General features: G+C 57.9%; 19 protein-coding genes. 13 read left to right on the plus strand and 6 right to left on the minus strand.

Annotated elements, in window-relative coordinates; genetic code table 11:
- Nucleotides 1-22 precede the first annotated feature (22 nt).
- From ACJO5Y_RS02670 to putP, 3 genes are all read left to right on the plus strand, one after another.
- Nucleotides 23-802: a helix-turn-helix transcriptional regulator gene (locus tag ACJO5Y_RS02670; RefSeq protein WP_406984850.1), complete on the plus strand. Its 780-nt coding sequence runs from the start codon at nucleotides 23-25 to the stop codon at nucleotides 800-802.
- Between the two features lie 191 nt (nucleotides 803-993).
- Entirely contained in the window at nucleotides 994-4,173 is a 3,180-nt protein-coding gene (gene putA / locus ACJO5Y_RS02675) for a bifunctional proline dehydrogenase/L-glutamate gamma-semialdehyde dehydrogenase PutA (protein ID WP_406984851.1), read from the plus strand.
- A 213-nt stretch (nucleotides 4,174-4,386) separates the two neighbouring features.
- Nucleotides 4,387-5,877 carry a sodium/proline symporter PutP gene (gene putP / locus ACJO5Y_RS02680; protein ID WP_406984853.1) on the plus strand — a complete coding sequence of 497 codons (1,491 nt, stop codon included), beginning with the start codon at nucleotides 4,387-4,389 and terminating at the stop codon, nucleotides 5,875-5,877.
- 273 nt (nucleotides 5,878-6,150) lie between these two features.
- Here putP and ACJO5Y_RS02685 read toward each other — a convergent pair whose 3' ends face one another.
- Nucleotides 6,151-8,745 carry a bifunctional aconitate hydratase 2/2-methylisocitrate dehydratase gene (locus ACJO5Y_RS02685; RefSeq protein WP_406984854.1) on the minus strand — a complete coding sequence of 865 codons (2,595 nt, stop codon included), beginning with the start codon at nucleotides 8,743-8,745 and terminating at the stop codon, nucleotides 6,151-6,153.
- Between the two features lie 258 nt (nucleotides 8,746-9,003).
- Between ACJO5Y_RS02685 and ACJO5Y_RS02690 the strand changes: the two genes are divergently transcribed.
- Nucleotides 9,004-9,612: a MiaE family protein gene (locus ACJO5Y_RS02690; protein ID WP_406984856.1), complete on the plus strand. Its 609-nt coding sequence runs from the start codon at nucleotides 9,004-9,006 to the stop codon at nucleotides 9,610-9,612.
- Nucleotides 9,613-9,619: 7 nt separating this feature from the next.
- On the opposite strand, the gene ACJO5Y_RS02695 is transcribed toward ACJO5Y_RS02690, so the two are convergent.
- A complete protein-coding gene (locus ACJO5Y_RS02695; RefSeq protein ID WP_406984857.1) occupies nucleotides 9,620-10,501 on the minus strand; it encodes a LysR family transcriptional regulator in 882 nt (293 codons plus the stop codon).
- Nucleotides 10,502-10,644: 143 nt separating this feature from the next.
- Between ACJO5Y_RS02695 and ACJO5Y_RS02700 the strand changes: the two genes are divergently transcribed.
- From ACJO5Y_RS02700 to ACJO5Y_RS02710, 3 genes are all read left to right on the plus strand, one after another.
- Entirely contained in the window at nucleotides 10,645-11,415 is a 771-nt protein-coding gene (locus ACJO5Y_RS02700) for a ferredoxin--NADP reductase (RefSeq protein WP_406984858.1), read from the plus strand.
- Nucleotides 11,416-11,526: 111 nt separating this feature from the next.
- Nucleotides 11,527-12,756, plus strand: a complete 1,230-nt coding sequence (locus ACJO5Y_RS02705) for a spore maturation protein (protein ID WP_406984859.1) — start codon at nucleotides 11,527-11,529, stop codon at nucleotides 12,754-12,756.
- Between the two features lie 52 nt (nucleotides 12,757-12,808).
- Nucleotides 12,809-13,915: a hypothetical protein gene (locus tag ACJO5Y_RS02710; RefSeq protein ID WP_406984861.1), complete on the plus strand. Its 1,107-nt coding sequence runs from the start codon at nucleotides 12,809-12,811 to the stop codon at nucleotides 13,913-13,915.
- 34 nt (nucleotides 13,916-13,949) lie between these two features.
- Here the strand turns inward: ACJO5Y_RS02710 and ACJO5Y_RS02715 are convergent, their stop codons facing one another.
- Nucleotides 13,950-15,056 (minus strand): class I SAM-dependent methyltransferase, encoded by a 1,107-nt coding sequence (locus tag ACJO5Y_RS02715; RefSeq protein ID WP_406984862.1) that lies wholly within the window; start codon nucleotides 15,054-15,056, stop codon nucleotides 13,950-13,952.
- 223 nt (nucleotides 15,057-15,279) lie between these two features.
- On the opposite strand from ACJO5Y_RS02715, the gene ACJO5Y_RS02720 reads away from it, so the two are divergent.
- The 3 genes from ACJO5Y_RS02720 to ACJO5Y_RS02730 are packed head-to-tail and all read left to right on the plus strand — an operon-like array spanning nucleotide 15,280 to nucleotide 18,352.
- Nucleotides 15,280-15,900 carry a TetR/AcrR family transcriptional regulator gene (locus tag ACJO5Y_RS02720; protein WP_406984863.1) on the plus strand — a complete coding sequence of 207 codons (621 nt, stop codon included), beginning with the start codon at nucleotides 15,280-15,282 and terminating at the stop codon, nucleotides 15,898-15,900.
- Between the two features lie 38 nt (nucleotides 15,901-15,938).
- A complete protein-coding gene (locus tag ACJO5Y_RS02725) occupies nucleotides 15,939-17,513 on the plus strand; it encodes a PQQ-dependent sugar dehydrogenase (RefSeq protein ID WP_406984865.1) in 1,575 nt (524 codons plus the stop codon).
- Between the two features lie 47 nt (nucleotides 17,514-17,560).
- Nucleotides 17,561-18,352 carry a TSUP family transporter gene (locus tag ACJO5Y_RS02730; protein ID WP_406984867.1) on the plus strand — a complete coding sequence of 264 codons (792 nt, stop codon included), beginning with the start codon at nucleotides 17,561-17,563 and terminating at the stop codon, nucleotides 18,350-18,352.
- Here the strand turns inward: ACJO5Y_RS02730 and ACJO5Y_RS02735 are convergent.
- Together ACJO5Y_RS02735 and ACJO5Y_RS02740 are read right to left on the minus strand one after the other, a co-directional pair.
- Nucleotides 18,336-18,791, minus strand: a complete 456-nt coding sequence (locus ACJO5Y_RS02735; protein WP_406984868.1) for a hypothetical protein — start codon at nucleotides 18,789-18,791, stop codon at nucleotides 18,336-18,338. The two genes, ACJO5Y_RS02730 and ACJO5Y_RS02735, sit on opposite strands and share 17 nt — an antisense overlap.
- 66 nt (nucleotides 18,792-18,857) lie before the next feature.
- Nucleotides 18,858-19,919, minus strand: coding sequence for a PA0069 family radical SAM protein (locus ACJO5Y_RS02740; protein WP_406984869.1), 1,062 nt, complete (start codon nucleotides 19,917-19,919; stop codon nucleotides 18,858-18,860).
- A 147-nt stretch (nucleotides 19,920-20,066) separates the two neighbouring features.
- On the opposite strand from ACJO5Y_RS02740, the gene ACJO5Y_RS02745 reads away from it, so the two are divergent.
- From ACJO5Y_RS02745 to ACJO5Y_RS02755, 3 genes are all read left to right on the plus strand, one after another.
- Nucleotides 20,067-20,684 (plus strand): LemA family protein, encoded by a 618-nt coding sequence (locus tag ACJO5Y_RS02745; protein WP_406984871.1) that lies wholly within the window; start codon nucleotides 20,067-20,069, stop codon nucleotides 20,682-20,684.
- Between the two features lie 5 nt (nucleotides 20,685-20,689).
- Entirely contained in the window at nucleotides 20,690-21,433 is a 744-nt protein-coding gene (locus ACJO5Y_RS02750) for a TPM domain-containing protein (protein ID WP_406985030.1), read from the plus strand.
- Nucleotides 21,434-21,502: 69 nt separating this feature from the next.
- Nucleotides 21,503-22,120, plus strand: a complete 618-nt coding sequence (locus ACJO5Y_RS02755; protein WP_406984872.1) for a TPM domain-containing protein — start codon at nucleotides 21,503-21,505, stop codon at nucleotides 22,118-22,120.
- Between the two features lie 24 nt (nucleotides 22,121-22,144).
- Here the strand turns inward: ACJO5Y_RS02755 and ACJO5Y_RS02760 are convergent, their stop codons facing one another.
- On the minus strand, nucleotides 22,145-24,829 hold the full coding sequence (locus tag ACJO5Y_RS02760; RefSeq protein ID WP_406984873.1) for a mechanosensitive ion channel domain-containing protein: 2,685 nt from the start codon (nucleotides 24,827-24,829) through the stop codon (nucleotides 22,145-22,147).
- Between the last annotated feature and the right edge of the window lie 24 nt (nucleotides 24,830-24,853).

Consider the following 24,853-nt stretch of genomic DNA (forward strand, 5'->3'; position numbering starts at 1 on the left):
ACTAGTCATCCGGAAACCGGGTATGTTGAACGCACGCTTGCTTAAGCTCCCGATAGCGTCACACCAGCACCGCCATGAACACCATCAGATTGTCGTGGGTGTGCGGGGAGAGGCGGACCTGAGCGTGGACGGTACCGGTTCCCACCTGGATACCTGGCGAGCCTGCCTGGTACCCACGGAAGCGCGTCACGACTACTGCGGCGATAACCAGAACCATGTGCTGGTGATCAACCTTGATCCCTACATGCCCGCCATAAACACACCTGCTCATGCGGAATATGAGCGGTTGGCGCCGTTGTTTGAACGTCCAAGAACCCTGGAAATGGATAATAAATTACAGGGGCTGGTTCAGTTCACGGCCGGTGAGTTTGATCGGGCTCCGGAAAACGAAGGCCTGAAGCAGCATCTGGCGGCAAGCATCCTGCATTGTATGGCGGAGCGCCTGAACGACGGCCGATCGGTACAGAGTAATCGGCACGTGATACGGCCCGACACCATTCGCCGCTATATCATGGAAAACCTGCATCGCAAGATCACGGTCACTGATCTGGCGGGGGTGGCCTGCCTGAGTGTCAGCCGTTTCCATGAAATGTTCCGGGAGGTGACCGGCATTACGCCTCATCAGTTCCTGTTGCAGACGCGCCTCGATCAGGCGGCGCAGTTACTCCTTTCCACCGGTCTTTCGGTGTCTGAAGTCAGTTACCGGACCGGGTTTTCCTCCCAGGGCGCCCTCACGAACGCACTGAGAAAGTACAAGGGCACTACTCCTACCAAGTTACGATTTGGCGAAAAAGTCGCCTGATTTCACAAAAAATCAGCACTTCCGGACGAATTTGCAAAAGAATCGTAGGATTTTGTAAGCCTGTCATTCGTAGTAATACTAACTTATACGCTCAATGACTATCGTCTGGTGATGAGGGTGCATTTGCTGACCTGTCAATCCTGATAATGAGAGCCGAAAGGCCAGTCCCGGTAAGTGTAAGAGGTATGCCGATGTTCAGTGCAAGCAAAGTGCTTGAGCCTGCATTTCAGGAACAGCCGCGATCCTGTTTCTGGCAGGGCATTACCGGGAACTATGCGGTTGATGAGACCCGCTACCTCAACGAGTTGATCCCCCTGGCCCAGAGCGATGCCGCTGAGCAGCGCGCCGTGACCGAAACGGCAACTGCGCTCATCAAAAAAGTGCGGGAGCAGGATGATGCAGTCCACATGGTGGACGCCCTGCTGCAGGAATACAGCCTGGATACCGAGGAAGGCATCCTGCTGATGTGTCTGGCCGAAGCGCTGATGCGCATCCCCGACAAATATACCGCCGATGCCCTGATTGAGGACAAGATGTCAGTGGCGGACTGGCAGAAACATGTGGGGCGCAGCGAATCCACTCTGGTGAACGCCTCGACCTGGGGGCTGCTGCTCACCGGTCACGTGGTCCGGATGGACAAGCGTCTGGACGGCTCGCCATCCAGTATCTGGAAGCGGCTGGTCAAGCGCAGCGGTGAGCCGGTCATCCGCAGTGCGATGTACCGGGCGATGGCCATCATGGGAAAGCAGTTTGTGCTGGGGCGGGACATCAATGAAGCTCTGAAGAACGCCCGAGAGTATCGCGACATGGGGTATACCTACTCGTTTGATATGCTCGGCGAAGCCGCCATGACCCGCGAGGATGCCGATCGCTACCTGCAGGATTATCTCCGCGCCATCGAATCCGTGGGTAACGATACCTATCCGCAAGGCAATGCTCCGACGCCCTCCATTTCCATCAAGCTGTCTGCCCTCCATCCCCGGTATGAAGTGGCCCAGGAAGAGCGGGTTCTGACGGAATTGGCGAGTACCGTCACCGGGTTACTGGAGCTGGCGCGGGCACAGGGCGTGTCGATCACCATCGACGCCGAGGAAATGGACCGCCTCGAGCTGTCACTCAAACTGTTTGAAAAGGTGTTTACCTCACCCGTCGCCAGGGGATGGGGTGGCTTTGGGCTGGTTATCCAGGCCTATTCCAAGCGCGCACTGCCTGTGTTGTGCTGGCTGACCAAGCTGGCGAAGGAGCAGGGTGACGAAATTCCGATTCGCCTGGTTAAGGGCGCCTACTGGGACACCGAAATCAAGATCTGTCAGCAGCTGGGGCTGGACAGCTATCCGGTGTTTACCCGCAAGGAAGCCACGGACACATCCTATCTGGCCTGCCTGCGTTACCTGCTGAGCGATTACACCGAAGGGGCGCTGTACCCGCAACTGGCCAGCCATAATGCCCATACCGTGGCTTCGGTTCTGGAGATGGCGCGGAACAGGGGGCGGAAGATCGAGTTTCAGCGCCTGCACGGCATGGGGGATGCGCTTTATAACGGCATTCTCCAGGAGCACGATATCCCGGTGCGCATCTACGCTCCGGTCGGCGCCCACAAGGACTTGCTGCCTTATCTGGTGCGTCGATTGCTGGAGAACGGCGCCAACTCCTCGTTTGTGCATCGTCTTGTGGATGCGGCCACGCCTGTTGAAGCGCTGGTGCAGAACCCGGTCCAGGGGTTGCTGCGGTATGAATCCCTGCCCAATGACCGGATACCTCTGCCAAAAGACATCTACGGTGAGGAGCGCAGGAATTCCAGGGGGCTGAACATTCATATTGCCTCTGACCTCGACCCGCTGATGAACCACCTGGCGGAGTGGGGCAATGCAAGCTGGCAAGCCGGCCCCCTGATCAATGGCACCCGCCGTCAGGATGGTGAACGTTCAGAGGTATGCTCTCCCTATGACCGGAACAGACCCGTGGGTCATGTGGTGTGGGCGAATGAGTCCCACGCCGAAGAGGCACTGGATGTCGCTGCCTCGGGTTTCTGCGAGTGGAGTGAACGAACGGTCGCGGAGCGGGCCCGGTGCCTGGAAAAGTACGCGGACCTGCTGGAAGCCCATATGGAAGAACTCATGGCCATCTGTTGCCGTGAAGCGGGCAAAACCATGCAGGATGGCATTGACGAAGTCCGTGAGGCGGTGGATTTCTGTCGTTATTACGCCGTGCAGGGGCAGGCCCGCTTTGGCAAGGCCGTGGCGTTGCCTGGCCCTACCGGCGAGAGCAACGAGCTTTATATGGAAGGTCGGGGCGTGTTTCTCTGCATCAGTCCCTGGAACTTTCCCCTGGCCATTTTTACCGGCCAGATCATGGCCGCCCTGGTGGCAGGCAACACCGTGATTGCCAAACCGGCTGAACAAGCAAGCCTGGTGGCCCATCGGGCCACGGAACTGATGCTCGAAGCCGGCTTCCCGCCGGACGTTATTCAACTGTTACCCGGTGAGGGGGCAACAATTGGCGGCAAACTGACCCCGGACCCCAGAATTGCCGGCATTGCCTTCACCGGATCTACTCAGGTTGCCCATATTCTCAATCGCACGCTGGCCCTTCGGGAAGGCGCTATCGTGCCATTGATTGCAGAAACGGGTGGCCAGAACGCGATGATCGTGGACAGCAGCGCCCTACCTGAGCAGGTGGTTCAGGACGTGCTGCAATCCGCCTTTGCCAGCGCCGGCCAGCGCTGCTCCGCATTGCGGGTGCTGTACCTGCAGAAAGATGTGGCGGACAAGATCGAAACCCTGCTGGCGGGGGCTATGCAGGAGCTGTCTGTGGGTAATCCGGAGCTTCACAGTACGGATGTTGGGCCGGTCATTGATGAGGAGGCCCAATCCGGACTGCAGCAGCATCTGCAGTCGCTGGAAAACAGCGCACGATTCATCGCCAGGGCGCCGGTTCCGACTTCCTGCGAAGCCGGGTACTTTATCCCGCCCTCGGCTTATGGCATTTCCAGCATCACGGACCTGAAGACCGAGCATTTCGGCCCGATCCTTCATGTTGTCCGCTATGACGCCGAGAAGCTGGACGAGGTTATTGATGAGATCAATGCAGCAGGCTACGGGCTCACACTGGGAATTCACAGTCGCAGTGAGGGCACCGCAGCTTACATTGAGCAACGGGTAAAAGTGGGTAACTGCTACATCAACCGCAACCAGATTGGTGCGGTGGTTGGTGTCCAGCCGTTTGGCGGCCGTGGCCTCTCAGGCACGGGGCCAAAGGCGGGCGGTCCACATTACCTGCTGAGGTTCGCCACCGAGCGGACACGCACCATAAATACCACGGCAGTGGGCGGTAACGCGTCCCTGCTGTCGCTTGGAATCGAAAAGGTTTGAAGGGCGTCATGCTCTCAAAATGGTGCACAACGACAACTGAGTGATACGGAGGTAAGCATTGAGATGCAGACGCTGGCGTTAATGGCAGTAGCGCACTATAAGGGGATAAGAAAAAAGCAATAAAACAACAAAGGGCGCGATTACCGGATTCAACATGGTAAGCGCGCCAATCGGTCGGAGTTAGTTCCGTCCCATTTGAACTGGAGGAGTTTCATGGCTATTGGTGTTTGGATAAGTCTATTTCTTTATTTTGCGCTCATGATTGCCATCGGCATTTATGCGATGCGCAGAGCTACGTCGTCATCCGAGGACTACATGCTGGGTGGGCGAGCGCTCAGTCCAAAAGTGGCGGCCTTATCGGCCGGGGCTTCGGACATGAGTGGTTGGTTGCTTCTGGGGTTGCCCGGGGCACTGTTTGTATCGGGCCTGGCTTCGGCCTGGATCGGTATCGGCCTGCTTGTGGGTGCGTTCTTTAATTGGACCCTCGTAGCGCCACGGCTGCGTGAACAGACGGTTCACTATGGCAATGCGATCACGATTCCGTCCTTTCTGGCTAACCGGTTCCCGACACAGGCGCTTTCCCTGCGCACGGTGTCAGCCATCGTTATCGTTATCTTCTTCGCGGTTTACACAGCGTCCGGCCTGGTTGCCGGCGGCAAGCTGTTTGAAAGCGCGTTTGCCGGAATCTTCAACTTCGGTGGCTTGAGTGACTACGCTGTGGGTATCGTCATCACACTGGGCGTCGTGCTGTGCTATACGGTTGTTGGTGGCTTCCTGGCTGTGAGCATGACGGACTTCGTACAGGGCTGCATCATGATGCTGGCACTGGTCATCATGCCGGCGGTTGTGCTCTTTGGCGAAGGCGGTGGCGGTTTCGCTCAGGCATCACAAACGCTGAACGAGGTCGACCCCTCGCTACTGTCGTGGACTGAGGGACTGACGATCGTCGGCTGGCTGTCTGCGGTTACCTGGGGTCTGGGCTATTTTGGTCAGCCACACATCATTGTGCGCTTCATGGCAATCCGTACGCTTGAAGAGGTGCCGACTGCCCGTAACATCGGTATGAGCTGGATGCTTATTTCCCTGGTCGGTGCTGTCTCTCTTGGCATATTCGGGCGGGCATACGCGGTGCGTAACGGTATGGATGTAGCGGATCCGGAAACCATCTTTATCATCCTGTCGGACCTGCTGTTCCATCCACTGATCACCGGTTTCCTCTACGCTGCGCTGCTTGCTGCGGTCATGAGCACCATTTCCAGTCAGCTGCTGGTGTCTTCATCGTCACTGACTGAAGATTTCTATCGTCTGTTCCTGCGCAAGGAAGCCTCCGACCGTGAGTGCGTGAATGTGGGCCGGGTTTGTGTCGTACTGGTTGGTCTGGTTGCTGCCGTTATTGCGTCTGACCCGAACTCTCAGGTTCTGGCGCTGGTGAGTAACGCCTGGGCAGGCTTTGGTGCGGCGTTTGGCCCGCTGATTATCTTGTCGCTGATGTGGTCGCGTACGAACGGCGCTGGTGCCATTGCGGGCATGGTTGCGGGTGCAGCCACTGTCATCATCTGGATTTCGCTGGGCTGGAACGGTGAGTTCATGGGTGGCCCGGGTGTGTACGAGATCATTCCTGGCTTCATCGTTGCCTGGATTGCCATCATGGTGGTAAGCCTTGCTACAGAAGATGCCGGCGAGTATCAGGCCATCCCCCGGTAAACAAGAGCGCTTACAACGCTCTGAGTAATGACAGGGGCTCCTTCGGGGGCCCCTTTTTGTATTGGCCGGTTTGTGGGGGGGCTGGGCCCGGGGCGGGGTACCTTTTCTTCTGGGAAAAAGAACTCGCTGCGCTCAGACACCTTTATTCCCGGCAGAAAAGGTACCCCACCCCGGGCCCGATCTGGCTACACAGGGTTATCCGTGGCCAACAAAAAACGCCAGCCCGGAGGCTGGCGTTTTCGTGGAGCTAAACTAAACCTTGAAGGTCAGGTCTTAAGCGACGTCCGCTTCAGACGCCTTCTTGGTGTAGTTCTCCATCTGGTCGAAGTTGAGATACTTGTAGATCTCTTTCGACATGCTGTTCAGGTCCTTGGCGTACTCCATGTACTCCGCCGGAGAGGGGAGTTTGCCCAGTACCGCACCCACAGCTGCCAGCTCCGCAGAGGTCAGGTACACGTTGGCACCATCGCCCAGACGGTTCGGGAAGTTACGGGTGGAGGTGGACAGCACCGTGGACTTGGCAGCCACACGCGCCTGGTTACCCATGCACAGGGAGCAGCCCGGCATCTCGGTGCGCACACCAGCGGTGCCGTAGGTGTTGAAGTAGCCTTCTTCCATCAGCTGCGCCTGGTCCATCTTGGTGGGCGGAGACATCCACAGACGGGTCTTCAGCGGCTCCTTGTTCATCTCCAGCAGCTTGCCGGCGGCACGGAAGTGACCGATGTTGGTCATGCAGGAACCGATGAACACTTCGTCGACCTTGTCGCCAGCCACTTCGGACAGGAACTTGGCGTCGTCCGGGTCGTTCGGGCAGCATACGATCGGCTCTTTGATGTCGGCCAGATCGATTTCCACCACGTGGGCGTACTCGGCGTCTTTGTCGGCACGCATCAGCTTCGGATCGGCAATCCACTCTTCCATCTGCTTGGCGCGACGCTCCAGGGTACGCGGATCGCCGTAACCTTCGGCAATCATCCAGCGCAGCATGGTGATGTTGGAGCGCAGGTACTCGGCCACGGACTCTTCAGACAGGTTGATGGTACAACCGGCTGCGGAGCGCTCGGCGGAGGCGTCAGACAGCTCGAACGCCTGCTCAACGGTCAGGTGCTCAAGGCCTTCGATTTCCAGGATGCGACCAGAGAACTCGTTGATCTTGCCTTTCTTCTCAACGGTCAGCATGCCGTTCTTGATGCCGTACAGGGGAATCGCGTGTACCAGGTCACGCAGGGTGATACCCGGCTGCATTTCGCCCTTGAAGCGAACCAGAACGGATTCCGGCATATCCAGCGGCATAACACCGGTGGCGGCAGCAAACGCCACCAGACCGGAGCCGGCCGGGAAGGAGATGCCCATCGGGAAGCGGGTGTGGGAGTCACCACCGGTACCGACGGTGTCCGGCAACAGCATGCGGTTCAGCCAGGAGTGGATGATGCCGTCACCCGGACGCAGGGCAACACCGCCACGGGTCTGGATGAAGTCCGGCATGGTGTGCTGCATCTCAACGTCAACCGGCTTCGGATAAGCGGCGGTGTGACAGAACGACTGCATCACCAGGTCGGCCTGGAAGCCCAGACACGCCAAGTCTTTCAGCTCGTCACGGGTCATCGGGCCGGTGGTGTCCTGGGAGCCCACGGTGGTCATGTGCGGCTCACAGTAGGTGCCAGGACGAACGCCTTTGCCTTCTTCCAGGCCACAGGCCTTGCCAACCATCTTCTGACCCAGGGTGAAGCCTTTGGTGCCGGCTTCCGGATCCGTCGGCAGACGGAAGGTATCGGTAGCGCCCAGGCCGAGAGCGGCGCGCGCCTTGGCAGTCAGGCCACGACCGATGATCAGCGGAATACGGCCGCCAGCCTGAACTTCGTCCAGGATCACGTCGGACTTGAAGCCGAATTCGGAGAGGGTTTCGCCGGCTTCGTTCAGGATCTTGCCTTCGTACGGACGGATCTCGATGACGTCGCCCATGTTCAGGTCGTCTACCGGTGCTTCGAATACCAGGGCGCCGGCATCTTCCATGGTGTTGAAGAAGATCGGAGCAACCTTGTTACCGATACAGACACCACCGGCACGCTTGTTCGGTACACCCGGGATGTCTTCGCCGAAGAACCACAGCACGGAGTTGGTGGCAGATTTACGTGAGGAGCCGGTACCCACAACGTCACCCACGAAGGCAACGGGCAGGCCCTTGGACTTGATTTCGTCGATCTGGCTCATCGGGCCAGTGACGCCGGGCTCTTCCGGCTTCAGGCCATCACGCTCCATTTTGTAGGCAGCGCGGGCGTGCAGCGGGATATCCGGGCGGGACCAGGCATCCGGAGCTGGAGACAGGTCGTCGGTATTGGTTTCGCCGGTGACCTTGAACACCACCATCTTGGTGCTCTCGGGCACCTTCTTCTTGTTGGTGAACCACTCGGCGTTGGCCCAGGATTCAACCACAGCCTTGGCAACGGCGTTGCCGGCGTCCATCTTTTCCTTGACGTCGTTGAACGCGTCAAACATCAGCAGGGTACGCTTCAGCTGTTCACCGGCCAGCTCGGCCAGTTCAGAATCGTCCAGCAGGTCAACCAGAGTGGCGATGTTGTAGCCGCCCTGCATCATGCCCAGCAGCTTGACAGCTTTGGGCTTGTCCAGCAGGGGAGAGCTGGCTTCGCCTTTGACAATGGCGGTCAGGAAAGCAGCTTTTACATAAGCGGCTTCGTCGACACCCGGCGGAATGCGGTTTTCCAGAAGATAAACCAGAGTTTCTTCTTCACCGGCAGGGGGATTTTTCAGGAGCTCGACCAGCGCGGCGGTCTGCTCTGCATTCAGAGGCTTGGGGGGAATACCCAGAGCTTCGCGTTCTGCAACGTGTTCACGATAGGCTTCTAACACGATATGGACCCTCATCAGTTGGAATGTCCCGCGCCGTGGGCATCGTTGCCTGGCGGGAGTTTTATGGCGGAAAAGGCCGCAGGAGCCTCTGAATAACGCCTCAAATCGCCGATGGGGCTTCAGGATTTATTCAGAGACTCCTTGATCTGGCGCTGCATTCTATAGGAAAGCCCTTACAAAGTTAAGATGGACAGCGGTCGGAGTGTTCTGTTATGTGGTGTATACTCCCCGCCCCGTTATTCTGACCCGATATTTGCCATGACCGAAGCCCTGCAAGAAATACATGATTTTCTGCCCTGCCGCACGCCCCGGCGCTGGATTGAAAACGCCCTGGCCAATCAGGACCTGATGCTGATTGATCACGCCCATTGTGAGAAAAAAGCCGCGTCGACCGCGTTAAGCCTGATGTATCGCTACGTGGACAACACCGATCTGCTGAACAGGATGTCGCGCCTGGCGCGGGAAGAGTTGCGTCATTTCGAGCAGGTGCTGGCGATCATGAAGAAGCGGGGAGTGGATTATGGTCACCTGAGCCCGGCCCGTTATGCCGCCGGGCTGAGGCAGGAAGTGCGGACAGAGGACCCCGGCCGGCTGGTGGATGTGCTGATCGTTGGTGCCATTATCGAGGCTCGCTCCTGTGAACGCTTTGCAGCACTGGCTCCGCATCTGGATGACATACTGGCGGATTTCTACAACAGCTTGCTCAAGTCGGAAGCCCGCCATTACCAGGATTACCTGACCCTGGCAGAACAGGCCAATGGTGGTCCGGTGGGTGATCGGGTGGAGGTGTTTCTGGCCCTTGAGCAGAAACTGATCGAAGAGCCGGACCAGGAGTTCCGATTTCACAGCGGGCCGGTGATGGCCTGAGGGCTGGTCACAACTGCCGGCACAGTTCCATCCAGGCGTCGATGCCGGCACTGCGGTATTTCTGTTTGTGCAGAATAAAGTAGAACTGCCGGTCGAAACGCCGATACTCCGGGACTGTCAACGGCACCAGGCTGCCCCGGCGAAAGGCGTCTGCCAGACAGACTTGTGACAGGCAGCCAATGCCCAGCCCGGCTTCCACCGCACGCTTGATGGCTTCGGTGTGTTCCAGTTCCAGCAGAATATTCAGGTCCGGCAGCAGACCGTGCATGCCTCTCTCAAAGCTTTGGCGGGTGCCTGAACCCTGTTCCCGCATGACCCAGGTGGCGTTGCGAAGGTCGTCGTCATCCAGACTCTTCTTCCGGGCGAGCGGATGGTCGGGGGAGCAGAACACCACCAGCTCATCCTCCCGCCAGGGAATGACTTCCAGCTCCGGTGCCTGAAGTTCTCCCTCTATCAGCCCGATATCCAGTTCGAAGTCACTGACCCGTCTGGCGATGGTGCGGGTATTGGCCACCTCGAGGGAAACCCGGGGGTGCGTAGGGGTATTCATGTATTGGGCCATCACCCCGACGGCCAGATAGTTACCAATAGTAAGCGTGGCCCCGACTTTCAGGGCGCCGACTTCCGAGTGTTTGCTGAATGCCTGCTCCAGCTCGCTGGCCTGGGCGAGCAATGCCTCCACCTTCGGGCGATAGAGGCGGCCGAGTTCATTCAGCTGCAGGCGTTTACCGACCCGGTCAAAGAGCTGGATATCGAACTGGTTCTCCAGCTCTTTCAGGGCGCTGCTGGCAGCCGATTGCGACATCGCGAGGGATTCCGCCGCACGGGTGATGTTCTGAAAATGCGCAGCGGCAAGGAAAACTTCCAGCTGGCGGAAACTGTATTTCATCGACAAACCACCGTAATCGATTAGACCGAATAAGGTTATGAAAATATCCCATTTTGTCGATAGGTTAGCTGCGGGTTAGAATTTATTCAATTCGGATCTTCAACTTATTGCGTTCGAGCAAACAGAACAGGCGAGAGTTAATCATGAGCAACCTGATCAAAGAGAAAGTCACCAGCGTACGCCACTGGAACGACACCCTGTTCAGTTTCACCACCAGTCGTGATCCCGGGTTTCGTTTCAAGAACGGTCATTTCACCATGATTGGTCTGGAAACCGACGGCAAGCCCCTGATGCGCGCCTACAGTATTGCCAGCGCGAACTACGAGGAAGAGCTGGAATTCTTCTCCATCAAGGTTCAGGACGGCCCTCTGACCTCGCGGCTGCAGAAAATCCAGGTCGGGGACGAGATTCTGGTCAGCCGCAAGCCGACCGGCACCCTGATCATGGATAACCTGCTGCCCGGCAAGAACCTGTGGCTGATCAGCACCGGTACCGGTCTGGCGCCGTTCATGAGCATCATCAAGGACCCGGAAGTCTATGAAGCCTATGACAAGGTGATCGTGACCCACGGCGTGCGTTATGTCTCGGAACTGGCCTACCAGCAGGAAATCGAAGCACTGCCGGAAAACGAATTCTTCGGCGAGATGGTGGACGGCAAGCTGCTGTACTATCCCACTGTGACTCGCGAGGATTTCCGTAACCGGGGCCGCCTGACTGACGCCATGGAGAACGGCAAGATCACCCGCGAACTGGGCCTGCCGGATTTCGATCTGGAGAATGACCGTTTCATGATCTGCGGCAGCCCCAGCATGCTCAAGGATACCTGCAGTATCCTCAATAACATGGGCTTCAAGGAGGCCCGTGGCGGCGATCTGGGTCACTACGTGATTGAGCGGGCGTTTGTGGAGCAGTAACAGCCCGCCTATACTGCTGGCCAGACCGGCCACACAAAGACCCCGGGGTGAGAGCTTCGGGGTTTTTTGTTGCGCCAGTACCCAAGCAGACCTGAGGTTGCCCGGACACACATGCTTAATGGCATCTGGCTAAGCTTTTTTATCACCGCGTTTGTCGCGGCGCTTTGGCAATGGTTGGGAGTAGGGGACTCCGAAGTATTCAGCCGCCTGGTGGCCGCGCTGTTCGATATGGCTGAGCTCAGTGTGGAGATCGTGCTGGTGCTGGCCGGGACCATGACATTGTGGCTGGGGTTTCTGGCCATTGCCGAGAAGGCAGGGCTTATCCGGCTGATGGCCAGGTTGCTTGATCCGCTCTTTCGGCGGCTGATGCCGGAAGTCCCCAGTGGTCATCCCGCCATGGGGCTGATCAGCATGAACTTTGCCGCCAATATCCTGGGCCTGGACAACGCCGCCACGCCCATCGGCATCAAGGCCATGCATTCCCTGCAGAGCCTGAACCCCAGCAAGGATACCGCCAGCAACGCCCAGATTCTCTTTCTGGTTCTGAATACATCCTCCCTGACGCTGTTGCCGGTGACTATTTTCATGTATCGCGCCCAGCAGGGTGCGTCTGACCCGACGGTGGTATTCCTGCCGATCCTGCTGGCGACCACCGCCTCCAGTCTGGTCGGGCTGCTCAGCGTCTCGCTGATGCAGCGGTTGAAACTCGGGCACCCGGTGGTCTTGGGCTACCTGGTGGCGGGGGCTGCTGCCCTGGGCCTGTTGCTGACCACGTTAGCGGGTATGTCAGCCCAGGTACTGGCAGCAACCTCCACGCTGGTGGGTAACCTTACTCTGTTCAGTATTGTCATTGCCTTTCTGGCTATCGGTGCTCTGCGCAAGGTGAATGTGTATGACGCCTTTATCGAGGGCGCCAGGGAAGGTCTGGGGTTCACGGTGACCTTGCTGCCCTATCTGATTGCCATGCTGGTTGCCGTCGGGGTCCTTCGGGCCAGTGGTGTGCTGGATGCGGGGCTGGATGGCATTCGTTGGGTGGCAGAAGGGATGGGCTGGGATACCCGTTTCATTGATGCCTTGCCAACGGCGTTCATCAAGCCACTCTCCGGTAGCGGTGCCAGGGCGATGATGATCGAAACCATGGATAACTTCGGCGTCGACAGTTTTCCAGCGCTGGCGGCTGCTACCATGCAGGGCAGCACGGAAACAACGTTCTATGTGCTTGCGGTGTATTTTGGGGCGGTCGGCGTCAGCAAAATCCGGCACGGCCTTGGCTGTGCATTGCTGGCGGATCTGGCGGGTATGGTGACCGCCATCGGGGTGTGCTACTGGTTCTTTGGTTAAGCATTATTTGTGATAAAACGGTGGTTGAACGGAAAGGACCTGAGGTGGGTACTTGAAGAAATTCATGGCGATCCTGGGCGCGGCGCTGTTGTTGGCAGTGCTTGCCAGTTATGCATCCCGACCGGTGCCGATTGAACAGAAGCTTGTTTCCATTCAGGCGCAGGAGGCATTGCCGGGTTTTGACCGCATCGGTCGCGAGCCCATTGACGTTCAGGCGGCTGTTCTGGATCTGGGGGACGATCCCCTGCTGCTCCTGAAAGCTGAGGCCTCGCTGCTGACGTACCCCGACATGGCACGCACCGTTCTCCCGCTGTATGCGTCCGAGCCGGAATTCCGGGAAGTATTGCGTACCTATGGCGAGCATGCCTTGCCCCCCATCGACTTTTTCCTGCGTGAACCGGTCCGGTCTATTGAATGGATGAACAAGGCCGCCCGCCAATATCAGCGGGCAAAGGATTATATTGCAGAACTCCGTGGAAGCTCTGCCGATGCTCCTGAGGAGCCGGATAAGAATGAGGTGCTGACGCCGGAGGAACGGGGCTGGTATGCGGTGAATTTCATTCGCGATGAGGGGCACGATTTCCTGGGGCAGTTTGTGGTGGACCCACGCGGGGAGACTCAGTGGGTCCAGACGGAGCGGGTGACCGAGGGGATTGCCGGGTTCTTTACCAGTGGAGTTCGGCAACTGGAGACAAACTACCGCACCGGCGAGGATATTTCGGTCAGCGATATCGGTTGGGCGTCTGTGGATGTGCTGGTGTTCGCCAGCGCGGTCAAGGTGCTCCGGGCCGGGCGGGCTGTGGCCAGAACCACCCGGGGTGCCAGTCTTTCTACCCGATCGGCGGCACTGGCGGCCCGCATGACAGGGAGTGGCCGGCTGCTGCTCAGTAGTGCCCGCTACGCCAAGTGGCCGGTCCTCATCGGCGCAGGGTACCTGGTGGTACGCCATCCCAGCGTGATTAATGATTTTTTCGCAGGGGTGGCGGATGTGTTGGGTGTGTCGCCCCTGGCCATACAGATCGCCGGCTGGTTGATCATTCTGCTTCCCGCCATGTACGTCGCCAGCTGGCTAGTGTGGCCCGCGATTGTCCTGCTCCGGGGGCTTCTTGCGGCCCTGTACCGGCTTTCCGGTCGAAGGCCCGATTCGGGCCTTCAGTAATCACCAGCAGGGCTGCATACAGTCTTGGGGCGGCTCAGGGACGGCATACATACCAGTAATTCTGGAAATCATGTTCCAGTTCATGCACGTCGACGCTCCGGAAGCCTGCGGCATGAAAGTACTCCAGGGCTTTTTCCTTCCCCCACATGGCTCCCAGACCCTCTCCATCCTGCGCGAGGGAAACCGTCATGCAATGCATGCAGGAAATGGTGTAGAGCAGCGGGCCGATCGGGTGGTCCCGATCACCGTGGTGGTGGCTTGATCCCTTGATGTCCTGGGCGAGATAAACCCCGTCGTCAGCCAGCGCTTTCCGGATACCTCGCAACACAGTGAGAGGCGCCTTCTGGTCGTGCACGGCATCGAATGTGGTGATCAGATCGTATTGGTCAGGTTGATCACTGTGTTCAAGGCCGCTGGCGTCAAATACCTCGAAGGTTGCGTTATCATTCCCGAGCGCCCTGGCTTCCTGGCCGGCGTATCGGATGGCATCTTCGGAAATGTCGTATCCGGTAAACTGGCTGCGCGGGAACAATTTTGCCAGTTTGTTCAGTGCCCGCCCCCTGCCACAACCAACATCAAGGACACGAATGCCCCTTTCCAGCCGTTCAACAAGACCTGGAACGAGCGGCAGAATGTGAGTTTCCAGGGCAGGAACCACAGACTGTCCACTGTCCTCGGCCATGACATCGTGGAACCGCTCGAATCGTTCGTATGGAACCCCGCCTCCCTGTCGAAAGCATTGAACAATGTCGTCCTCTACGGAGCCAAGCAGGGGGATGTATTGAGCAAACACGGCCAAGTTGTCTGTTGGTGACTCCCGGCACAGACTGGCAGCGTGTTCCGTTGGGAGGTGGTAGGTTCTCCTTTCGGCGTTATTCTCCACAATGTTGCCGACTGTCATCGCACCGAGCCATTCTCGGACGTAACGCTCATCCAGATTGGCCTTTTCGGCAATTTCGGCGCTGGTTGCAGGTGGCATGCCTGCCATGGTGTCAAACAGCCCGGTTCGGTGGCCGATCGAAATCATCAGTGCCAACGCACCTGAATTCAGTGTATCCATCATGCGGTCGCCAAATGCGTCTGCCACCTCCTGATTCGTTTCGGTGACGTTATAAGCGATGGTCTCTGCGTTGCCTGTCATAGTGCTATCCTCCTTATTGTCGTTAACGGGTTGTTTCCAGTCACAACCAGCATGTGCCAGGAAGCGAATCGCGACCAGAGAGCACGTGGTACGGTTTTACCTAAAAGAGTTGAGTCTTTTTAAAACAAGGGGATACAGTGTTTTCGGTGCTTCCGTAGGCACTGGCGGTCAGGGTTCCCGCAAGGCAAACCATACTCAGGGTATGGTTCACCGGAGGTGGCAGATGGAAAAGGGACAGGCTACCCGTGAGCGGTTGTTGGACATCACTGAAAAATCGGTACTCCGGAAGGGCTTTGGTGCAACGTCGATTGAAGAGGTGATTGCCGAGGCAGGCATAACCAAAAGTGGCTTCCTGTACCATTTTTCCAACAAGAACGCGTTGGCCCGAGCATTGTTGTTGCGCTATATGGCGCGTGAGGATTCTCTGCTGGACGACGTGTTTGCCCGTGGCCGGGAATTGACTGAGGATCCATTGCAGGGATTCCTGGTAGGACTCAAGTTATTGGCGGAGATCATGGAGGATTTGCCACAGGCACACCCGGGCTGCCTGGTGGCGACCTATTGTTACCAGGAAAGCCTGTTTGATCGTGATGTGCGGGAACTGAATCGGCGTATTGTCCTGAGTTGGCGTGTGCGGTTTCGCACGTTGCTGGACTCGATCTACGAACATTACCAACCCCGGGATATCATCGACCCGGATGCGCTGGCAGACATGGTTTCAACGGTCATTGAGGGCGGCCTTGTTTTGGGAAAGGCTACTGGAGAACGCACCATTTTGCCAAGCCAGCTCATGCTGCTTCGCAGTTACATCAAGCTGTTGTTCGAGCCTGGTGCTTCGCGGTAACGGGACGTTATTCATCCGGTTGAAGGAATGATACGAAAATGGAAAAGCGTGTCGGTTGGTTTCGGGTGCTGGGCGCCTTTTTGATAGCTCTGATAATGGGGGTACTGGCTGGCAGTCTCGTCCAGACTCAATTTAACCTGCTGGCGCTGCGGAATCTGGGCGTTGAGATCGGACTCGGGACGCGCTTGCAAACGAGTCTTGAGGATCTGGTGAACTTTGCCCCGGTCTACGCGGTGGTGTTTGGTGCCAGTTTCCTGGTGTCCCAACTGGTGGCAAGCCTGATGATCAGGCAGCTGGAACTGCGCGGGCGTGCGCCTTTTCTGTCATTGGGCGCCGCTGTCGGGCTTTGGGTAACGTTCAAGCTGGTGGATTTCCTGGCCCCCATGCCCACCCTGATTGCGGCCACACGGGGTGCAGGCGGGATGGTGGCCATGCTGGCGACAGCGGCGGTGGCGGGTTGGTTGTTTGCGCACTTTTCCCGACGGCGCAGGGGTCTTCCCCGTCATCTCGCCATAGGCGCCGTGATCATCACCCTGGGATGGATGGCGCCGCAGGAATCTGCTCTGGCGGATGCGTCCTCGGGTTACCGGCTGGAAACGTTTGCTTCAGGGCTGGAGCACCCCTGGTCCCTGGCTTTCCTGCCTGATGGCCGGGCCCTGGTGACCGAGCGACCCGGACGTTTGCGGTTGCTTTCCGCTGATGGGCAGCAGGTATCTGAACCGCTTGCGGGTGTACCGAAGGTATTCGCCTCCGGCCAGGCGGGATTGTTTGATGTGCTGGTTGCTCCGGACTTTGAGCAGAGTCGACACATTTATCTGGCCTACGCCTGTGGCACCTGGAGCGCCAATCACACCTGCGTTGCCCGCGGCCGGCTGGTCCCGAACGGGCTGGACGATGTCCGGGAGGTGTTCCGCAGCCTGCCAGCGAAAACAGGAGATGCCCATTACGGCGGGCGCATGGCGTGGCTTCCGGATGCCACCCTCATCCTGACGTTGGGAGACGGTTTTGACTATCGTGAGGAAGCCCAGAAACTGACGAGCCACATCGGGACCATTATCAGGATTAACCGTGATGGTTCAGCTCCGGAAGATAACCCATTTATTGCTGAAGCCGAGGCACTGCCGGAAATATTCAGTTATGGGCATCGCAACGTGCAGGGTGCTGTGTATGACTGGGGCAATAATCGCCTGATCACCCATGAACATGGACCCCGGGGTGGTGATGAGATCAATGTTATTGAAGGTGGCACTAACTACGGCTGGCCCGTGGCTACGCTGGGGCTGGATTACACGGGGGCAAGGGTGTCGCCGTTTACCGAGTATGACGGCATGGCCTCTCCCGCGTTGGATTGGACGCCGTCTATCGCGCCGTCGGGTATGACGCTGTACGACGGTGACCTGTTTCCGGAATGGCAGGGCAGTCTGCTGGTTGGCGCCCTCGCAGCAAGACGTGTGCATCGCGTTGTTCTCAGTAACGACGGCGCCGTGGATATGGAAACTCTGTTTGGTGAACTGAATGAACGCATACGGGATGTGCGAACCGGTCCGGAAGGGGCGGTGTTCCTGCTGACAGACAGTCCGGAGGGGAGGGTAATACGGGTAACGCCGTGGTAAGGTACGCCGCTTTAAACTCCGTCTAGTCCGTTGTATGTCAGGAATCCATGTCTGATCTTGCACTCTACCAATACGCCCTCATTGCCCTGATCTTTGTCTGGAGCGGCTTTGTCCGCTCCGGCCTGGGATTTGGTGGTGCGGTGCTGTCCTTGCCCTTTCTGTTGCTGGTGCTCGACGAGCCCCTGGTGTTCCTGCCGATCATCTCGGTTCACCTGCTGTTCTTTTCTTCTCTGACCATCTGGATGAACAACCGCAAGGCGGGCAGGGAAAAGCGCGGCCGTGGTACCGGCGTGGCTGCAGAGGGCACGGTGGACTGGCAGTACCTGTGGAAGATACTGGCGATTATGATCGTGCCCAAGCTCATTGGGGTGGTGGGGCTGATTACCATGCCTTCCCATATCCTCAGTGCCATCATCTTCGTGATCGTTGCGTTGTACTCGGTCTCCTACATTCTCAACAAGCCTTTTCGCAGCGGTAGCCGCACTGTGGATACGGTCTTCCTGATGGCGGGTGGCTATATTAGTGGCACATCGCTGATCGGGGCACCGTTGATTATTGCCGTTGCTGCCCAGCACCTGCCGAAAGAAAAGCTGAGGGACACGCTCTTTGCCCTGTGGTTTATCCTGGTCACCATCAAGATGGCGGCGTTTGTTTATGCCGGTGTGGACCTGCAGTTGATCCACCACCTCTGGTTGTTGCCCGCCGCGGCGATTGGTCATGTTATCGGGCTGAAAGTTCATGACAGGATGCTGCGGGCGGAGACGCCGATATTTTTCCGGGTCCTGGGGACGGTATTGCTGGTGGTCAGTACTCTGGGTATGGTCAGTGTCCTGCTGTAACCCCGCGCCCTTGCGATGACCTGGACAAGGTCGGCTTGCAGCCCTTTCCGTGCAGGACGTCCGTGTGAGCATGGAGGTACCAGCGGTTACCTGCCTGAGTAAACTGATCATCCGGTAACACGACAGTGGTATGGATTCGGCCGTTATCCTTGAGGGTGTTGTCCTGACTACGGTACACACAGTAGACGCCCAGTGTCGTCCGGGTGCTTACCGGCAGTTCGATAAAACCGTCTGACCGCAGGGCGGGTGGCTTACTATCGACGGAGGCAACCGTCAGGCAGGGGCCATAATGCACGCGTTTCAGGTCTTCAATGTATTCGGTCAGGCAATGCTGGCTTTTCAGGAACACCACGCCTTTGGTCCTGCCTTCGTCGCTGGAGGGCAATGACTGACAGCCAGTCAGTGCAATGGCAAGGCCCAGTATCAGAAAGGGTTTCATGGGCTTCCCTCTATTCCTTTTACTGACCATCTCACTTCTTCATTATAAATGGCATGACAGCCTGCCTCAGATCAGGTTCATTTGTTCCCCGCCCGGGCGACGAAACAGGTCGGTGCGTAGTGGGGTGGCGTCATATCGATCGATGCCCAGACTCCGGACCTTTTTGTTGAAGCGCTGGCGGATCAAGTCAGCGTACGGGCCGGTGCCTGTCATGCGCTTGCCGTAGCGGGCGTCGTAACTCTTGCCACCCCGTAAATCACGGATACGGTTCATGACGTGATCCGCACGCTGTGGAAAATGCCTTTGCAGCCAGTCCCGGAATAACTCATCCAGCTCCAGGGGGAGCCGGAGCATAATCCAGCCTGCCTGTTGGGCTCCTGCCCCGAAAGCCGCCTCCAGTATGGCTTCCAGTTCGTGATCGTTGATGAACGGAATGACGGGGGCGATAAGGATACCCGTTGGCACACCAGCGGCCGACAGCTCGCGGATGATCTTCAGCCGCGTGGCGGGAGCAGCGGTGCGGGGTTCCATGGTTCGTTTCAGCCCGTTGTCCAGCGTGGTGAGACTGACCCGCACCGAGCAGAGCCCTTGTGAGGCAAGATCTGACAGCAGGTCCAGATCGCGGAGAATCAACGCGCCCTTGGTAATAATCGACACGGGGTGGCGGTATTCAGTCAGCACTTCAAGAATTTCCCGGGTGATCCGTCGCTGCTTTTCAATGGGCTGGTAGGCGTCAGTATTCACACCGAGGGCAATGGTGGAGACTTTGTACCCGGGTTTGTCGAGTTCCCTTCGGAGCAGTCGGGCGGCGTTTGGTTTGGCGATCAGCCGGGTCTCGAAGTCCAGCCCGGGGGACAGGTCCCAGTAGGCATGGGTCGGCCTGGCAAAGCAGTAAATGCATGCGTGCTCACACCCGCGGTAAGGGTTGATGGACTGATCAAACGGCAGGTCAGGGGACTGATTGCGGCTGATAATGGTCCGCACCTGTTCATCGGTCACCTCGGTGGCCATAGAGTCCGGGTTCAGTTCGTCGTCCGGGTCCTGGTACCAGTCGTCGTTTGTCTGCCGATCAGTGGCAATGGGCTGAAATCGGTTGTGGGGGTTCAATGCGGTGCCGCGGGTTTTCATGGTTAACCTCTGGTACTGTTTGTATATACAGTATTGGTTATCGTACGCCTTGTTTTTGAAGGTGTCGACCCCATATCAAAGGCAACTGTGTTAACGTCCTATCGTTACTCATTCTGGATTTACAGACGCTCAAGGAACGGATACATCATGGTGAACAGTCCTGCCATCACGCAGTACCGCAATGGCCTGCGGCTTACAGTTCTTGCCCTGTTGGCACTCTTGCTGACAGGGTGCGGCATCAACAACATTCCCACCTACGACGAACAGGTGAAATCCGCCTGGTCCCAGGTTGAAAACCAGTACCAGCGGCGGGCCGATCTGGTCCCCAATCTGGTGGAAACCGTGAAGGGGTTTGCCACCCAGGAGCGAGAGACACTGACAGCGGTCATTGAAGCGCGATCCCGAGCAACGTCGATTCAGGTGGATGAGAGCATCCTCAATGATCCGAAGCGGTTGCAGCAGTTTCAACAGGCACAAGGTGAGTTGAGCAGTGCCCTGAGCAGACTGATGGCGGTGTCGGAACGCTATCCGGACCTGAAATCCAGCCAGAATTTCCTGACATTGCAGTCCCAACTGGAAGGCACGGAAAACCGCATTGCTGTGGCGCGCCGTGATTTCATTCAGGCAGTTGAGCGATACAACACTGAAATTCGCACCTTCCCCGGCCGGCTATGGCACAGCTTCCTGTACAGCGATATGGAGCTGCGGGCCAACTTTGAAGCGACGGCTACCGATGCCGAGGATGCGCCACAGGTGGAGTTCTGATGGCTATGCGCAGTTATCGGATGCTGGTGTTCGCCCTGTTGGTCGCACTGTTGCCGTTCCATGCCCTGGCGCAGTCCGGTCCCGAGTTTCCGGAATTGACGGGGCGGGTGGTGGATAACGCCGATATGTTGCCCGGCAAGGCGGAAACACGACTGAACCAGATGCTGGAAGCCCATGAACAGGCCACCAGTGAACAGGTTGTGGTGGTCACCCTGCCAAACCTGCAGGGGCAACCGATTGAAGAGTATGGGTATCAGCTTGGCCGCCATTGGGGCATTGGCCAGGAGGGTGAGGACAACGGCGCCCTGCTGATTGTGGCCGAGGACGAACGCAGAATCCGTATCGAGGTCGGGTACGGTCTGGAAGGTCGGCTGACCGATGCAACTTCATCCACCATCATCAATCAGGTTATTACGCCCGCTTTCCGCGCCGGTGATTTCCCCACCGGCATTGTGAATGGGGCCGAAGCGATGATTCAGGTACTCGGGGGAGAGCCTCTGGCCGTGCCCCAGTCCCAGCCGGGCAGTCGTGAAGACCGGCCGCATCCCGCCCTGGCCATCCTGTTTTTCATTATTGTTGGCCTCTCGTTCTTTGGCGGTATGGGCAGTGGCCGCGGTCGCAGTGCGCTCCTTGGTGGCCTGGTTGCTGGCAGCATGATGGGTGGCCGTGGCGGCGGTGGCTTTGGTGGCGGCGGCTTCAGTGGTGGCGGTGGCGGTTTTGGAGGCGGCGGTGCCTCCGGTGGATGGTAGCGCCATCATCGCCGGGCCGGCGTGGCCAGGAAAAACCCATCCCCTTGATTCTATGAGAACGATACAATCATGACACTATTGAGCAAAAACGAGCAAAAACAGGTAGCCACGGCGATAGCCGAGGTGGAGCAGGAGACGGACGCGGAACTGGTGACGGTTCTGGCCGCCAGCTCCGATGACTACGCCTATATCCCGTTACTTTGGGCAGGGATCCTGGCGCTGCTGGTGCCTGGAGCCGTTAACTTTTTCACCGGCTGGTTTGGTGTGAGCGGATTATTGATGGCCCAATGGAGCACGTTCATCGTCCTGTGCCTGCTGTTCCGGTTCTCGGGTGCAAGTCACCGGCTGGTACCCAGGCCCGTGCGGTTCTGGCGCGCGTCCAATATGGCCCGGCGTCAGTTTCTGGAGCAGAATCTGCATCACACGGCCGGCGGCACTGGCATGCTGATTTTCGTGTCGGAAGCCGAGCATTATGTGGAAATCCTGGTGGATCAGGGTATTTCCGGCCAGATCGATAACCAGGTATGGGAAGGCATTGTGGCCGATTTCACCAGCAAGGTCCGTCAGGGCAGAACCCTGGAAGGCTTTGTTGATTGCATTCAGGCCTGTGGCACCCACCTCAAGGCCAAGGTTCCCGCCACCCGCGAGAAAAACGAGCTGCCCAACCACCTGATCATCCTGGAATAACCCGGGGCAGGTGGCGGGCTGCCGTCACTGTTGTTCGGAGCCAGCCAGTCCCTGGATGTCCGGTATGGTGCGCACGTGGAGGTCGCGTTGCGGGAAGGGAATTTCGATGCCCGCTTCGCGCAACGCTCTGGTGACTGAGGCGTGAATTTCGTGGGACAGCGGCATGATATCGAGCAGGTCCTTGACGAACACCCGCACTTCGAAATCAATGCTGCTGTCTCCCAGCCCCACACAGAACACGGCGGGTGCCGGATCATCCACTACACGCTCGTTGTCATGGGCGACGTCAGCAAGGATCTGCTGCACGGTATCGACATCGGAGCCGTAGGCCACCCCAACGCGGAGAATAACCCTGGTGATGGGGTCTGACAGCGTCCAGTTGGTCAGATCCTGAGTGACAAAGGTCTTGTTGGGAATGATTTGTTCCTTGCGGTCCCAGTCCACCAGGGTGGTTGCGCGTATGCGAATCCTCGATACCGTTCCGGTGATGCCGTCAATCGTCACGGTGTCGCCTACCCGGATCGGACGTTCAAAGAGCAGGATGATGCCCGAGACGAAGTTGGCGACAATCTCCTGCAGCCCGAATCCGAGCCCAACGCCCAGAGCCGCTACCAGCCATTGCAGTTTCGACCATTGAACACCCACCACGCCGAGGCAAAACACCACCCCGATAAACACGATGAGGTAGGTAGTGATGGTGGTGATGGCATAACCGGACCCCGGTTCCAGGTTCATTCTGCTCAGTACCATGACTTCCAGGGTGCCGGGCATGTTCTTCACAGCGAGAACCGTGCCCACAGCCACCAGCAGTGCCAGCATCAGGTCTCCCAGCGTAATCGGCAGGGGATCCCCGCCTTCCAGGTCGGTGGCAATGGTCCAGAGCGTAATGTTGTCAAACAGTTGCAGCGCGGGAATAACGCTTGCCCAGAGTAACCAGAGACCGAAAATGGCCACCACGGCAACAAGGATCTTCAATAGAGAGGTACTTTGCTGGTTAATGTCCCTGAGGTCCATATCCGGCATGTCCAGCGCGGGCGGCACGCCTTCACCAGAGGATTCGGCTGCTTCTCTGGTTTCTGCCATTTTGCGTTCGGCAGCGCGTTGCTCCCGCAGGCGTTCCAGTGTCAGGCGGCGCTCCCGCACCGACAGGGCGCGCAGGCCCAGGTAAAACAGCAGCGCGTTGAAGGCGAGCCAGCAGATGCTGATAAACAGGTTGCGTTCCAGTTCCAGCGCTGTGTAGTGGTAGCCCAGAAGGGATGCCAGGGCGAGGACCAGCGGTGTGGCCACCGCCAGGAAATGCAGGGCCATCAGGAACCGGCCATCCGCTTTTTCCGCACGCACCGCGCTCATGATGCGCTGGGCAAAGATTGCCAGTGTGACCGATACCACAATGAACAGGAGCCGACCGAGGCTGCCGTTAAACTCGGCCCCGGTGGTTGTGGCTGTAATGGGAGTCAGTATTGTAATGGGGATCAGCACAGCCAGCAGGATCGGGATTTCCTTGCGGATAGCGCTGAGAGATTGTGCGTTCCAGTGGAAGTGGTTGTCCCCAAGGCCGTTCTTTCGGGCGACCTTGTGTATCAGGTTCAACAGAAAGGCAATAAAGGCTGCTGCTGTAAATCCGTCGGACAGCGCTGAAAAAAATTCGTTGCCTTCCATGAGCAGCAATGCGCCGGCCGCCAGGACGAGAACGACGGGCAGCGTCAGCAACACACTGTTACCCAGCGCCAATAAGGTATAGGCGATCCGGTCACGCCCGACGTTACCGACGTACTTGCTATTGGCCACCAGATGTTTCTGTATGGCCCGGCGTTTGATCAGCAGCATAACCAACAGCACGAACAGCAATGCGATTCGGAAACTGCGTTCGTTCAGGGAGTCTTTGACTGCCTCTCCCAGGGGCTCCAGCCGGAGCTCAGCGGCAAGCCAACTGGCGGACTCAAACAGGTTCGCAAAGGTATCCAGGTCAACCGGTGATGCGTTGGGTAACCAGAACAGGCGCTGTTGCAGCAGTGTCTGATAATCGAGTACCTGTTCCTGCAGGGCGCTTACAGTGCTGTAGTACTCATTCAGAACGTCAATGTGTTGCGTTACCGCCTCATGGAGCTGACGAATCAGTCCGGCGCGTTCACTGCGCAGTTGGTCACGGGCGCTGTCTTCCGGATCTACGATTGCCTCAAACTCCTCCAGTCTGAGTTGCTCTTCGCGGGCGGTGGACAGCTTATCTTCAATGCCTTCGATGAGATCACTGGCAATACTCTGTCTTTGGAGCCGTTCCAGTCTTTGTTTCAAAAGACCGGCGTAGTCACCGGTCAGGTTGAGCCCGGCTTTTTCCAACCTCAGTTCAAAGCTATCGTACTCGTCGTTCAGCCGCTTGAGGATGGATTCGGCGTATTCCAGGCGTTCGACACTGGACTCGAGATCGGTGAGGCGCTGGTTGAGGGAGGAGTCGAGAGTGCGGACCTGCTCGAGAATATCCGCATTCATCGCATCCTGTAGCTCAATTTCCGGGGACTTCTCTGCTTCCGCCTCAAGCTTCGGCTGTACGGCTGGCACCGCGGCTTTGGCTTCGGATTCTTTCTCTGTCTCTGTCTCTGTCTCTGTCTCATCCTGGCCATACGCTGGCATGGCCAGCGAGCACAACAGAACCAGCCAGGTCAGCCATTGTTTCAATAACGATGCGCTGACTGGCTGGCGATGACCTTTCATCGATGGATTATCCTCGCACTGTAA

This window comes from Marinobacter alkalisoli (assembly GCF_045449855.1).
Classification (GTDB): domain Bacteria; phylum Pseudomonadota; class Gammaproteobacteria; order Pseudomonadales; family Oleiphilaceae; genus Marinobacter.